The sequence below is a fragment of the Paenibacillus borealis genome (assembly GCF_000758665.1).
GTDB lineage: Bacteria > Bacillota > Bacilli > Paenibacillales > Paenibacillaceae > Paenibacillus_AQ > Paenibacillus_AQ borealis.
Genome location: NZ_CP009285.1, coordinates 7,780,877 through 7,794,964 on the forward strand (window position 1 = coordinate 7,780,877; position 14,088 = coordinate 7,794,964).

Annotated in this window: 10 protein-coding genes; 5 read left to right on the forward strand and 5 right to left on the reverse strand. The window is 54.7% G+C overall.

Translation table 11 applies throughout. The features are described from left to right. Positions 1–352 precede the first annotated feature (352 nt). Positions 353–1,945: a histidine kinase N-terminal 7TM domain-containing diguanylate cyclase gene (locus PBOR_RS33070; protein WP_042218257.1), complete on the forward strand. Its 1,593-nt coding sequence runs from the start codon at positions 353–355 to the stop codon at positions 1,943–1,945. Between the two features lie 331 nt (positions 1,946–2,276). Here the strand turns inward: PBOR_RS33070 and PBOR_RS33080 are convergent, their stop codons facing one another. Next, positions 2,277–3,131 carry an MBL fold metallo-hydrolase gene (locus tag PBOR_RS33080; protein ID WP_042218259.1) on the reverse strand — a complete coding sequence of 285 codons (855 nt, stop codon included), beginning with the start codon at positions 3,129–3,131 and terminating at the stop codon, positions 2,277–2,279. A 263-nt stretch (positions 3,132–3,394) separates the two neighbouring features. Between PBOR_RS33080 and PBOR_RS33085 the strand changes: the two genes are divergently transcribed. Together PBOR_RS33085 and PBOR_RS33090 are read left to right on the forward strand one after the other, a co-directional pair. Beyond that, positions 3,395–4,240 carry a DUF72 domain-containing protein gene (locus PBOR_RS33085; RefSeq protein ID WP_042218260.1) on the forward strand — a complete coding sequence of 282 codons (846 nt, stop codon included), beginning with the start codon at positions 3,395–3,397 and terminating at the stop codon, positions 4,238–4,240. 99 nt (positions 4,241–4,339) lie between these two features. Continuing rightward, positions 4,340–5,824 (forward strand): alpha-amylase, encoded by a 1,485-nt coding sequence (locus PBOR_RS33090; RefSeq protein ID WP_042218261.1) that lies wholly within the window; start codon positions 4,340–4,342, stop codon positions 5,822–5,824. A gap of 442 nt (positions 5,825–6,266) precedes the next feature. Here the strand turns inward: PBOR_RS33090 and PBOR_RS33095 are convergent, their stop codons facing one another. After that, positions 6,267–6,866 (reverse strand): hypothetical protein, encoded by a 600-nt coding sequence (locus tag PBOR_RS33095; protein WP_218918873.1) that lies wholly within the window; start codon positions 6,864–6,866, stop codon positions 6,267–6,269. A gap of 148 nt (positions 6,867–7,014) precedes the next feature. Next, positions 7,015–7,623, reverse strand: coding sequence for a biotin transporter BioY (locus tag PBOR_RS33100; RefSeq protein WP_042218264.1), 609 nt, complete (start codon positions 7,621–7,623; stop codon positions 7,015–7,017). Positions 7,624–7,773: 150 nt separating this feature from the next. On the opposite strand from PBOR_RS33100, the gene PBOR_RS33105 reads away from it, so the two are divergent. Beyond that, positions 7,774–8,562: an energy-coupling factor ABC transporter ATP-binding protein gene (locus tag PBOR_RS33105; protein WP_245647969.1), complete on the forward strand. Its 789-nt coding sequence runs from the start codon at positions 7,774–7,776 to the stop codon at positions 8,560–8,562. Further along, on the forward strand, positions 8,559–10,343 hold the full coding sequence (locus PBOR_RS35900; protein ID WP_052429753.1) for an ATP-binding cassette domain-containing protein: 1,785 nt from the start codon (positions 8,559–8,561) through the stop codon (positions 10,341–10,343). The genes PBOR_RS33105 and PBOR_RS35900 overlap by 4 nt, the downstream gene beginning before the upstream one ends. On the opposite strand, the gene PBOR_RS33115 is transcribed toward PBOR_RS35900, so the two are convergent. Both PBOR_RS33115 and mprF read right to left on the reverse strand, forming a co-directional pair. Beyond that, positions 10,336–11,199, reverse strand: coding sequence for a nitroreductase family protein (locus PBOR_RS33115; protein WP_042218268.1), 864 nt, complete (start codon positions 11,197–11,199; stop codon positions 10,336–10,338). The genes PBOR_RS35900 and PBOR_RS33115 overlap by 8 nt on opposite strands. 197 nt (positions 11,200–11,396) lie before the next feature. Then, positions 11,397–14,048, reverse strand: coding sequence for a bifunctional lysylphosphatidylglycerol flippase/synthetase MprF (gene mprF, locus PBOR_RS33120; RefSeq protein WP_042220205.1), 2,652 nt, complete (start codon positions 14,046–14,048; stop codon positions 11,397–11,399). Positions 14,049–14,088: the final 40 nt, after the last annotated feature.

A 14,088-nucleotide genomic window follows, 5' to 3' on the forward strand; every position in this document is an offset into this window, starting at 1 on the left:
CCCTGAATCTATAATATGTTAAATAACATAACACATATGTTCGAAAAAAACGTCCTTTTCTTATCTCATGTTCGATTAACTAACATCTTACACTTTGCGCTACAGACCCACATTAGACAAATCGTAAAATGGACTCTGAGAAATTCCGTCACTTTGTCTAGGAGCCCGTTTGCATTGTTAATAATTAAGAATGGTACCGATAAAGATAGTATGTATTCTTTCGCTCCGCTGTCCGGATTCCCGGCAACTGTTATCTATGCAGATGTGTGATATCATTTAACTATATTTACTTTTATATAGGAGACTCTTAGCCAATGTTCAAAGCCTATTCCTACACATGGAGGCGCTATCCATGGAGTCCATGATTTCCAACTATATAGTCATCGTCTCTATTTCAGGTGTGCTGAGCGCATTACTCGCATTGTTCGCCTATTATAGGAAGACGGATTTTTCCGGACTAAAAGCATTTATTGTAAGCTCAGCTGCTTCGGCGATATATACTTTCGGGTTCGCGCTGGAACTCTCCGGCAACTCCCTGCAGGAAATAGGGCTATGGATTAAGGTGGAGTATCTCGGTATGCCTTACATAGCTCCCTCCAGTATGCTTATGATTATGCATTTTGTAGGTCTGGAACGGCTGATTTCCAAAAAACTGCTGACCGTCCTGTATTCCGTGCCCCTGATCTCTACCGTGCTCGTATGGACCAATGAGTCCCACCACCTGTTCTATCAGTCCATCCACTTCCGGGAAGGTGCACCCGCGCCTCTGGTGGATATCGTTATGGGCCCCTGGTATATCGTGCAGGGCAGCCTGACTTTCGGCTGCATGCTGGCCGGGATGTGCCTGATTCTCTGGCGGTGGAACCGGATGAAGCGGGCCTACCTCCGGCAGATGCTGATCATCTTCATCGGGCAGTTTCTGCCCGCACTGGGTGCGTTCCTCTATCTGATGGACGCGACCCCGTATGGCATGGACCCTGTGCCCGTAATCATGAGTGTAACGTCCACCCTGTATATATGGGCTATTCTCTCCCGGGGCATGCTTACCGCTGCGCCCATTGCCCGCGAGAATCTGTTCGAGAGCATGCGCGACGGCGTGCTCGTCATGGACCTCTCCGACAAGCTCGTGGACTATAACCGGGCGGCTGCGGAGATGCTGCAGGATCTGGATGCTTCTGCAATCGGCAGGCCGCTGGCCCAGCTGTTCCTTCCAGCCGGCAGGGAAGCGGTCGATTATGTGATGAATTCCAATCCCCGGGACAGCGAGGAGCAGGAGCTTGTCTGGAATACAGATGAGGGTGTCCGTTATTACCAGATCCGCTCCTCTCCGGTGCAGAAGCATGACGGGCATCTTGCCGGACGGATGATCATGCTCATTGATGTCACGGAACGCACGCTGCTCCAGGAGAAGCTGCTGCAGCTTGCCACCATCGACAGTCTTACCGGTATTTACAACCGGACGCATTTCATGGAACTGAGCCGGAGTCTGCTCGAGGAAGCGGCCGAACGGTCCGCCCCCTTTTCAATCATCCTGCTGGATATTGATTTCTTCAAAAGCATCAATGACCGGTACGGACATCAATATGGAGATATGGCCCTGCAGCATGTAGTGGCTGTGTGCAACCGGCATGTGCGGGAAGAGGATATCTTCGGCCGCTATGGAGGCGAGGAATTCGTCTTATGTCTGCCGGACACCCCTTTGAAACAGGCGGCAGTCATCTCGGAGAAGATCCGCGGGGATATCGAGCGGAGTGCTTTCTACACGCTGTCAGGCTCCATCAATGTAACGGCAAGCTTCGGCGTAGTGGAAGCATTCCGCAGTAACATATCGCTGGAAGAGCTGCTCTCCGAGGCTGATCACGCACTCTACACCTCCAAGCGGAACGGCCGCAATGCCGTCCACCTGTCCAGCGGGTCCGCTATAACGCATTTCAAGCCAGTATAATTTCATACACTGCCACAACAACCCCCGCGCCGGACAGAAAATCTGAGTATGGGGGTAGTTGTGGTTTATTTCAAATATTCATATCTGGTTTCAAGGGAGAGGTGATGTCGTGGATAAGTTAATGGAAGTATTAGAGGCCAAGAATGCGGTATATGTAATAATCCATCATGAAAGGCAGATCCGTACAGCGCAAGAAGGCGCCGAATTCTTCGGCATTGAGCCCGGTCAAACGGCACAGGCGTGCCGGCGTCCACACTCAAGCTTAATCCGCATGACTTGGAGAAGCTGAATCAAGTGATTGCTTTTCTGGAATAGTATTGGCTGCGGAGTATCACCTTGCGCCCTCCAGGAAATATTCCACACTCCGCAATAAACCCGGCGGCAGCTCCTCCAGCTGAAGATACGCCTTAAGCTCCAGCAGTACCCGTTCACGGTTATCTCCGAAGACATCCACGATCCGGGCAAGACGTTCCCAAGGGACCAGGTCTGCACGGAATTCCTGTTCCGTCATTGGTACTCCATGTGATTCTACAAGCAGGGCAGCCTTATAGCCGTAGATACGCTCCAGCAGCTTGAGGAATCCGGTACTGCTGTAACGGCGCGGCCCGCCATATACGGACGGTCCCAGTGCATCTCCCAGGAAGAGAACTTTATCTTCTATAACATGCAGCACGCAGGAATCGGCTGAATGATCACCGCCCACATGGCTTAGCTCACAAGTGACTCCGCCCAGATCTACTGTAATGCTTCCGTTAAATATAATATCCGGCGTAGACACGGTGATTACCCGCGGGGAGCCATATTCCAGGCGGATATGCTCTGCACTCCCCTCACTGATGGCCCCCTCCCGAACCAGGTGCTCCAGCTCTTCATCACTTCCGCTCAGCCCTCCGAGCCGGTTAAGTGCCTGCGCCGTTTCTTCATGCGCAATCACAGGGACGTTCCAGGCTGTCATCCCGAAGGAATGATCCCAATGCCAATGCGTCAATACCAGCAGATCAGGCTGACGCCAGCCCCTTCTTGCCAATTCTTGCCGGAACAGCTCCGCATGGGCCGGGGAATTCCCCGCATCCATCAGCAATGTCCGGCGTGAGCCGGTGACAGCCGCCAGGATCGGGCGGTCCGTGTCATGCTCCGCATGCATGATAAGAATATGCCGGCTTAGCTCCTGAAATTTATGTTCCATGCACAACTTCCTTTCCATTTTATATCTTAAGGGTAAGCAGAATAAAAGGCCTTCCGCCGGAGTATATCCTCTTCCTCTTTTGGTGATAACAGCACCATTAGCGGTTTTTCATTCACGGTAATTATTCTCCAATTCCTGTCTTTATGTTGCCTGAGTTTCAGGCATTAATCAAATGCTCTTGTTTGCTTTGACGGGTTTTCAGTTTAATAAGAGTTAGCCAGTGTTGGAACCGGCGCAGATTAGGCTGACAAGGAGGGCGTTCTATGATTAAGATCGGGCTTACCGGCTTCGGCGACCACGAGGAGCTGTATGGCAAAATCAAACCCGCCGACCGGCTTTCTGCATATAGCGCTTATTTTTCCATCGTTGAGATCGATAGTTCTTTCTATGCCGTACAGCCGGTCAAAAATTACGTGAAGTGGGTTAACCAGACGCCGGAGCAGTTCAAGTTCATCGTGAAGGCTTACCAGGGAATGACCGGACATCTCCGTAATAAAAAAAATTATTACGATACGCCGGAGGAGATGTACCGTGCTTTCCATACCTCCATCGCCCCTGTGCGTGCGGCAGGCAAGCTGGCTATGACGCTATTCCAATTCCCGCCCTGGTTCGACTGCACCAAGGACAATGTGGAATTCTTGCGCGAGATTAAGGAGAGAATGCTGGATGTACCTTCCGCCATCGAATTCCGCAACGATTCCTGGTACAGTCCTGAGCTGCGCAGCAGAACCCTGCAGTTCCTGGAGCAGGAGGGCTGGATTCATACGGTAGCCGATGAGCCGCAGGCTGGTTCAGGCTCAATCCCGATTGTACCTGTCGCTACTTCGCCGGATATCACCTATGTGCGGCTGCACGGCCGCAATACCGGAGGCTGGAACCAGAGCAGTCACCCTGATTGGCGCAAGCTGCGCTATCTATACCGTTACAGCACCGAAGAACTGATAGAGTGGCAGAGCCGTCTGCTTGAACTTGAGCAGAGCTGCCGTGAAATCTACGTAGTCTTCAATAATAATTCCGCCGGCGATGCTACCCCCAATGCGCAGGAGCTGCAGTCACTGCTTGGGATTGACGGCGGTTTGGCCCCGCGCCAGCTGGACTTATTCACCTGAGGTTCGGAGGTCTACATAAATCTCTTCCACTCCTTGCTGAAGCAACAAACCCAAGAATTATTCCATTCGTTTCACAACCACAAAGGAGGCTAACCAGGAATGAAGAGAAATCATACAATGATGCAATTTTTTGAATGGCATGTTGCCGCAGACGGAGAGCACTGGAAACGCCTCGCCCAAATGGCCCCTGAACTGAAGGCCGCCGGAATCGATTCCGTATGGGTCCCACCTGTAACCAAGGCTGTCTCCGCCGAAGATACCGGTTACGGCGTATACGATTTATATGATTTGGGCGAATTTGATCAAAAGGGTACCGTGCGCACGAAATACGGTACAAAGCAGGAGCTGGTCGATGCGATTGCCGAGTGTCTGAAGAACGGCATCGCCGTCTACGTGGATCTGGTCATGAATCATAAGGCCGGAGCGGATGAGACAGAGGTCTTTGAGGTCATCGAAGTTGATCCTAACGACCGTAATAAGGATATTTCCCAGCCATTTGAGATTGAAGGCTGGACCAAGTTTGATTTCCCGGGGCGCGGGGATGAATATTCCAGCTTCAAGTGGAACCATACCCACTTCAACGGCACGGATTTCGATGCCAAGGCAGGCCGGAACGGTGTATTCCGGATTGACGGCACGAATAAGGGCTGGAATCAGAACGTAGATGACGAATTCGGCAACTATGACTATCTGATGTTCGCCAACATTGATTACAGCAATGAAGACGTGAAGAACGAAATGCTGAACTGGGGCAAATGGCTGGTCGATACCCTGCAGTGCAGCGGCTACCGCCTGGATGCCATTAAGCATATCAACCATGAATTCATCAAGGAATTTGCGGCGGAGATGAAAAAGAAACGCGGCGAAGACTTCTACATTGTCGGCGAATTCTGGAACTCCAATCTGGAAGCCTGCCGCGAATTCCTGAACACAGTCGATTACCAGATTGATCTGTTCGATGTGTCGCTGCACTACAAGCTTTACTCGGCTGCGCTGGGGGGCAGGGATTTCGATCTGACGCATATCTTCGACGATACGCTGGTCCAGACGCATCCGGCCAATGCCGTCACCTTCGTCGACAACCATGACTCCCAGCCGCATGAGGCGCTGGAATCATGGGTCGGCGACTGGTTCAAGCAGAGCGCCTATGCCCTGATCCTGCTGCGGAGAGACGGATATCCCGTCGTCTTCTACGGGGACTATTACGGTATCGGCGGACCAGCCCCGGTGGAGGGCAAGAAGGACGCTATCGATCCTCTGCTCTGCGCCCGCTATAACAAAGCCTACGGTGAACAGGATGATTACTTCGACCATCCCAACACCATCGGCTGGATGCGGCGCGGCGTTCCGGAGATCGAAGGCTCCGGCTGCGCCGTAGTGATCTCGAACGGGGACAACGGAGAGAAGCGGATGTTCGCCGGCGAAGAGCGCGGCGGGGAAGTATGGGAGGATCTGACCGGTAACCGCCAGGAGACTGTCACGATCGGAGAAGACGGCTGGGCGGTATTCCCGGTTAATGGCGGAAGCGTCTCGGTCTGGGCTCTGCCTGATCCGGAGCCGGAGGACGATTGCGTGAAAGAGTGAAGAGTGCAGATGAAGAGTCCAGAGTGAAGAGTGAGTATTGGAGCTTGGCCAGCAATAGCCATATACGTCCATAACACAGCCCTCCTAACGGCAGAGTACGGGTTAAGCATATCCCTTCTCGCAGATTCTCTGCGAGAACCTACGGTATTGCTTGAGCCATCAGCTAGTCCGGCGGACTGAAAGTCCGCTATGAGCAAATCAGGCAGATTCATGCCAACCTGACCCGGTTTCCGTTGATTGACTGCTTGCAGCCAATTTCGGAAATGATTGAGTAAGCTACGGATTTCCAGTCCGAACAAAATTGCCCTAACGGGTGGATCAGGCTGAGTTGTGCGGTCTGTGCGGTCTGTGCGGTCTGTGCGGTCTGTGTGGTCTGTGCGGCTTGTGTGGCTTGTGTAAACTATAAAGGCCACTTAGTATTGCTGCTCCATTCAGACTGCTACTAAGGCAACCTTCTGGTGAAATCAGGGGCACTTTTGCTCCTCATTTCTTCCTTTGGCCCGCATCCGGCGAAATCAGGGGCACTTTTGCTCTTCATTTCTTCCTTTGGCCCGCATCCGGTGAAATCAGGGGCACTTTTGCTCCTCATTTCTTCCTTTTGCCCGCATCCAGTGAAATCAGGGGCACTTTTGCTCTTCATTTCTTTCTTTGACCCGCATCCGGCGAAATCAGGGGCACTAATGCTCTTCATTTCCACTTTGAGTTCACCCGACCGCTCACTTTCGGCGGGATTAGAGGGATTTATCCATTTGATTTTTCCATTTCGCCCACTTTCGGCGGGATTAGTGGGATTTATCCATTTGATTTCTTCAGACCGCCCACTTTCGGCGGGATTAGTGGGATTTATCCATTTGATTTTTCCATTTCGCCCACTTTCGGCGGGATTAGAGGGATTTATCCACTTGATTTCACCATACCGTCCACTTCCGGCGCGATCAATGGGATTTATCCCTTTAATTTTTCCATTTCGCCCGGTTTCTGGGGGATTCAGTTGGATTTCTGATACAAGAACACTTTCGTCCCTCAAGCGGATCTGCTCCAATTCCAAGAAACTTATCCAAGACATTAAGCACGTTTTATCGACTACAGACGGATATCATAATTTCCCAAACACACACAAATAAAAGAGGCGAATCCCGGCCGCAATGGCTGTGGAGTCACCTCTTTTATTTGATCTGTGCTGTTACGGATTAACGGCTGATGGTTGACTTCTCCCCGTCTGCCCAGACACCGGTATCACTGTTTAAAATACGGTCGATCGGATATACCTTCCACACTGCCGTCACTACAGCTGAGCATAGGATTGCCTTGGTCAGATCGCCCGGAATGAACGGCCACATCCCTGCGGTCAGAGCCTTGGACAGCGAGTCCATACCCAGGGAATGGGCTAGCCACCACACACCGCCCGGGTAGACAAGCAGCGCACCGAAAATAAAGTTGGCCGCAAGCAGCTTCACAAAAGTATATTTATCCTGCTTAATACGCTGGGCGAAGAAGCCGATCAGCCAGGCTACGAACGGCCAGGAGAATATATAGCCTGCGGTCGGGCCAGCCAGCACCGCGAGTCCGCCGCTTCCGCCCATCACCGGGAAGCCGGCAGCAGCAAGTCCGATCACGATCAGCACGGCGAGCGTGCCGTAGCGTGCTCCCAGGATGGAACCTGCCAGCATAACAGCCAGGGTCTGCATTGTAATAGGTACTGTGGAGAAAGGCAGCGAGATCTTCAAATAGCTCAGGGCTATCATGACTGCAGCGAATAATGCACTGAATATCAGGCCGCGGGTCGTCCATTTCTTCATTGCCGGGATTACCTCCCTTTTTTTAAGGATCACTATAACATCCCCCTCCGGATACATCAATCCTTAAATCTTTGTTATAATGGGTAGCGATTGTTGACTAGAGCTGTAAGGAAAGCGGGCATGAGGATGATCAGGGCGCATAATTTGACCTTGTCTTTACGGGATGGCCAGCACAGGCGCCCGGTACTGCAAGGGATTAGTATCCATATCGGGCGGGGAGAATGGGTTGCGCTCACAGGAGCCAACGGCTGCGGCAAAACCTCGCTGATCCGCACCTTCAACGGACTGAATACCCCGTCAGGAGGCAGTCTGTCCGTCGCCGGACTGGATCTGCGCTTGCCTCAGAACCGCGCGGCTGTGAAGCAGCATGTCCAACTGGTATTTCAGAACCCCGAGGCACAGACGGTTGGTTCTACGCCTTTTGAGGACATTGCTTTCGGGCTGGAGAACCGCGGTCTGGACCGGAGTCTGATGATTGCGCGAATCCATGATATTCTGCAGCAGGTAGGACTGGCCCACAAAGCAGAAGCGGATGTCGCCAGTCTGTCAGGCGGGGAACGCCAGCGCCTGGCTGTCGGCTGCTGCCTTGCACTGGAAGCCGGCATGATCATCTTCGATGAGGCCACCTCTATGCTGGACCCTGCGGGAAGACGGGATATTCTCGGGCTGGCCCGGGAATTATGGAAGAGCGGCACAACCGTGCTCTGGGTCACGCAGCGGATGGAGGAACTGGCCGAGAGTCCGCGCATTGCCGTTATGGGCGATGGCCAGCTGCTCTATGACGGCGATCCGCGCACCCTGTTCTACGCCTCGGAACTGCCGGATACGCTCGGCTGGACTCCATCCCCTGTAGTGCGCATCGGAAGACTGCTGCAGCGGCAGGGCTGGCCGCTCCATCTGCTCCCGCTGACCGAGCCGCAGCTGGAGGCGATGTTATGAGGATTGTGGCAGAGCATCTCTCCTTCCATTACGACGGCAGGTACGCAGTGCAGGATATCTCACTAAATATCCATGCAGGCACGCTGACAGTCCTCTGCGGAGTTAACGGAAGCGGCAAGTCCACCCTGCTGCGCCTGCTCGCCGGACTGGAGCAACCGTCGTCCGGCAGTATCATTCATGAAGATACGGAGCCCGCGGACCGCAAGGCCGGAGAAACCGTATCTATGGTATTTCAGCAGCCGGAAACCCAGCTGTTCGCGGACAGCGTATACAAGGATATCGAATACGGCCTGACACAGCGCGGTGTGCCTAAGGTGCAGCGGGACGGTATCATCCGCAGCGCCCTCGCCCAGACCGGGCTGCCTTATGACGAATACGCGGCACGTTCCCCCTTCCTGCTAAGCGGAGGCGAGAAACGGCGGGTCTGCCTTGCGGGAGCAATAGCCTCCCGGCCCGGGTTTCTCATTCTCGATGAGCCGACCGCAGGACTGGACCCGCAGGCGGCACAGTCGCTGCTGGAAATGGTACAGGAGCTGCGGCAGAGCGGCCTGACTCTAATCATCGGCACACATGATCTGGACAGCTTTCTGCCGGTTGCCGACGGGGTGATCGTGATGAAGCAGGGGGCTGTCCATTATGACGGCCCTGCTCCGGCGCTGACAGCCGATCCCAGTCTGCTGACCGGTGCCGGTCTCACGCCTCCGGCTTATGCCTCGATAGGCCGCAGGCTTGTGGAACGCGGCCTGCTTGAAGTATTGCCGGACACTCTGGAGGAGCTGCTGGCCGGACTGGGTGAGCATCCACTGCCCGTTCCGCAGTTTGTCAGCACTCCTGCGGACGCCCGCAGGGAGCCAGGCGAAGGACAACGAAGCGAGACGGAATCTCCCCCGCCAAGCGGAGCCGCACCGGGTCTATCGGACGCCACGCAAGGCCCGTCAAGCGAGGCCTTGGCTTCAATGATTCCTCAGGCAATTTACGGGGAGCCCGCAACATCTGAACCCTTATCAATCAAACAAGCCCCTGGCCAATCACGCTGGCAGGGACTGGACCCCCGGGTCAAATGGCTCGGGATGATTATCGGTTCATTGACCGTACTGGGCATGGATACCTTTCTCCCGCTGCTGCTGACCGCTGGCCTGCTGGCCGGGCTTACGGTTTCGGCCGGGATTTCCTGGCGGAGAGCCTTCCGCTTCTTCCGCCCGTTCCTCCTCATGTTTCTGTTCCTCTGGCTGCTGTCCGGGCTCAGCTGGAACTCGCCCGGCTTCAGCCTCGGGCCGCTCGGCTTCAGTTCTGCGGGACTTGAGCGCGGAGGGATCAGCGTGCTGCGGTTTCTGCTGCTGATCGTCCTCGGCTTCCTGTTCACCGAGACGACTACCGGCGCTCCGCTGCGCGAAGGGCTGGAATGGGGAATTGCTCCGCTGAGACATCTTGGAATCCGGACCCGCAACTGGTCGCTGGCTGTATCCGTGACCCTGCAGTTCGTGCCCTGGATTCTCGGCAAGTTGACACAGCTGCAGCTGGCGCTGAGTTCACGGGGCAGACGGGCCCGCGGACTGACGCGCTGGTCTCCGCGGCAGATTGCTTTGATTATCGTGCCGCTGCTGATTCTTGTCCTGGCCCTGGGCGACGAGCTGGCTACAGCCGTTGAATCGCGCGGGTATGATCCCGCTAAGCAGCGGACCCCAGTCTATCAGCTCGCCTGGAACAAACGCGATACATGGGTTGCGCTATGTATCCTGACGGCAGCGGGCCTGTTATGGTGGGTTTCCCGGATCAGCTAAGTGTATAGCTGAGCATGTATTCCGTATGCGGGCTGCCGGCCTCTATGCCCGGATCTTGGATAGTCCAGGTTCCGGCGATATCCAGCTCCCGGCAGGCCAGCTCGAAATTGCAGGCGGCAATGCCGATATCTATCCGCTGCATCTGGAACCCAAGCTTGTTACCGCTGTAATTAGGCGTATGCTGCAGATAGAAATGCACCATCTGCCGGTCTGGAGACAAGACAAGTCTCCAGGGCTGCTTGTTGGAGGCTGAAGGTCCGATCCGGACCATCTCGATGGGGACGGCCAGCTTTCCGGCGGCTTCCGGTGTCAGCTTTTTGCTGAAATCACTGTCGCAGAAGAGCTCCTGCCAAGGCTTCTTATTGTCAGCTCTGACCACATAACGCATCGTCGTATCCAGCAGGCGCTGCTTCTCCCGTGCGTAGCCAAGCGGCGTAATGCAGGGAATAATCTCCCCTTCGGCAAGCTCAAGCTCACGGGTGAAGGATTTGCGGTTGAAGGTTCCGCCAATCCAGCAGGTTCCAAGCCCCAGCCCGGTCGCAAAAAGAATCAGCTTCTGAAAAGTATATCCGAACTCCAGCAGTGCCAGCTTCTCATTACGCACGGAGCCTACCAGATAAGCCTGCGGATTCATAATGATCCCGTAAGCGCCCAGCTTCATACCCTTGCCTTCCCCCGCCCCGCCTTTGGCCCAGATCCATTCAATCCCCGATATCCCGCCAAAAGGACCGCGCAAATTCTCTTCCTTATCCAGGTACTCCATAATAGAGTTATGGGCTGCCGTATCAATCGGTGTGGTTTCATAAGTCCGTACAGACTTGCGTTTCTCCATAATTTCCATTACTGCATTCCCCATATCAGTCCGCCTCCTCAAATTATCCTGCAACCCTGCCCTGCCTGTTTCAGCATCCCCGTTACAGCTTCAAGCTTAAAAAGAGGGCTCTGCTAAGAACAGAAGCCCTCCTAAAATGATGCCTAGTCTATAGTTGACTGTTCTGCGGTCCGGTTACTGGTAAAATTAGTATCTCCCATTTCAGGGGAACCGTCCAGTTCTTATTCCTTATCTTCCGGATGACGGGACACCAGCCTGACCAGATCCAGCGTTAAGAGATAAAGGGGAAGTGAAGCAGGATACGCCAGATACCGCGGCTCCCACTGGGGACCGAATTTCTCCTTATACCGCCGCAGGCCGGAGAATCCGTACCAATGGCCGCCGCGTTCAAAGACCAGGCGGGCCACCTTCTCCTCACGCAGCGCTCCGGTATTCCGGCCGACGCTGGACAGCGGGGCATGCCCCAGATTAAAGCTGCGGAACCCCCGTGACTTCGCCCACTCCAGCAGACACAGGAACAAATAATCCATAGTCCCGTTTGGGGTATTCTTGCGGTGGCGCATGAGATCAATGGACACAGTCTTGTGTCCGTCATAGCCCGGGGCAATGGAGGCAAAAGCCAAAATATGCCCGTCAGCTGCGCGCAGCAGCGCCAGCGGGGCCAGCTGCAGATACGGCTTGCTGAACCAGCCCAGCGAATATCCTTTTTCCAGGCGTCCGCCCAGCCATTCCTCGGACAGTGCCCGGAGCTCCTGCAGCAGGTCAGGGGAATGTGTTGGCTCAGCAATCTCAAAGACATATCCCTCACGTTCAAACCGGCTTCTCACACTGCGCAGGTTGGCATTCCGGGGGCCGCTGACCTTGAAGTCCTCAAGCGGCACCAGTGCTTCCTCACCCAGCTTGAAGAACCGGTAGCCATGCTCGTGGTACACCGGAAGGTAGGCCGGTGTAGCCTGGTAGAACACTAAGGAGAGTCCATACAAATCCGCCGCCTGGCGGAACTCGCTGATTGCATCATTGGCCAGGCCCACCGGCCCCAGCGGATCGCCAAGTACCACCAGCTTGTCCCTCACTCTGGTAAAAGCGAATAATACTCTGCCCTCCCGGGCCCAGTAGAAGCTTTTGTCGCCCAGAAACAGCATATGGCTTAAGGCATTGCCCCAGCCTTCCGCCAGAAACTGCTCCAGCCGCGCCATATCCTTATCCGCGAAGAGCCCATCTGCCTTGCGCTGCGGCCTGAGGGCTGCAAGCATCGTCAGCAGCAGCCAGGAGAGGATCAGCCCGCCTGCAGCCGTAACCGCAACATTACTGTGCTGCCGCAGCCATTCCGGCCGGATCCCGGCAGGGAGATGCTTCAGGAAGCCGTGGTGCGAATAGCTCCCCAGCCAGTAATAACTGAGCGCTACAGCTGAGGTCAGGGCCAGCCACCATAGAATACTTCTGGTACTGAACGGTACACTGATCCGGTAGAACCGGGTCCGTGAGATCCAGAGGATCAAGGCTACCAGCAATAGGAACAGAGCTTCCTCATAATCGAATCCCTTTGTAAAGGCAAATACCGCTCCGCCGAAGAGCAGCAGACTGGTCCAGACATAGGCCCTGTAGACACGCAGGGAGATGCCCCGCGACAGCAGGATCAGCATGAAGCCGATCAGCACGGACAGATGATGCGAGATCTGCATGACCGGCAGGGACAACAGCTCCTCCGTGATCCGCAGCCGGTAGAGCAGCTCAGGCGTAGCTGCGGACAGCAGCAGAATCAGGCCGCTGGCCAGCACCAGCTTGCCGAGTGCCCAGACTCCCAGGTCACTGAGGAAGGTGTATTGGCCGGGCCAGCCCCATATTCTCTGCCATACTGTAACGGGAGTTTCGACTCTGTCTCCGCTGCGTTCAGTCCCCTTCTTACCAGGCAGGCCGATCTCCAGCGCTGCCAGCGCCAGTCCGATCAGCCAGGGCACAATATAATAGAATAATCTGTAGATGACGAGCACAGCCATAGCCTGATCGCTCCGGATTCCCAGCTGGGTAAGCCCAAGCAAGGCAATCAGGTCGAAGGCGCCGATGCCTCCGGGAGCCATGCTTAGAATGCCTGCAATGGCGGCAACGACATAAATACTGAAGACCGTAACAAACGGGGCACCTCCGAGCAGCTGACCGGCAATCATCCAGAAGGTCAGTCCGGCAAAAGCCCACTCCAGGAAGGAAGCTCCTACGGAAGCCGCTACCGTAAGCCATGAGGTTCTGCCCTGCCCCCGGTTAATCCACTTGGCGAACAGCGAGGAACGCTGGAGAATCACAAATAACGGCAAATAGAGGGCCATTCCCCACACCGCAAATACCAGCCAGCGATGTTCATGCAGAAGGGCATCCGCCGGAAGGAGTCCGGTAAGGGTGCCCCAGGAGAGCAGCGACAGCCCTGTAATCATCAGCGGTGACAGAAATACGATGGCCGGTGCCAGCACGGACGAAGGCACACCGTTCTTCTTGTAGAGCAGTGTCCGTAGGCCGGCTCCGGCCAGACCGGCAAAGCCGATCATGTTATTGAACGTATTAGCAATCCAGGCATAGCGGAAGGTGCTTAAGTAACTGGTCTGCAAGCGGAAATGCCCGCGGATTAAATAATCATAAGTACTCATGACCGCAACGGAGAGCAGGGAAATACCCAGCATCTGCAGAATGTCCGGCGCGGGGACTGCTTTTAATTCATGAATGATCTTCCCCAAATGAATCTGCTTCAGCTCATTCTGCCCTTCCCAATAGACAAGGCCGATAATCAGCAGCGGAAAAAGCGCCCTTACCGCCTTAATCCGGTAGATGGATAGAAGCAGCCGCACGAATCTGAAGCGTTCCAGTCTCTGTTTCATAGAATGCATGACTTCACCTGCCCTTACTGCTGAATTCATCCTTGTTGCC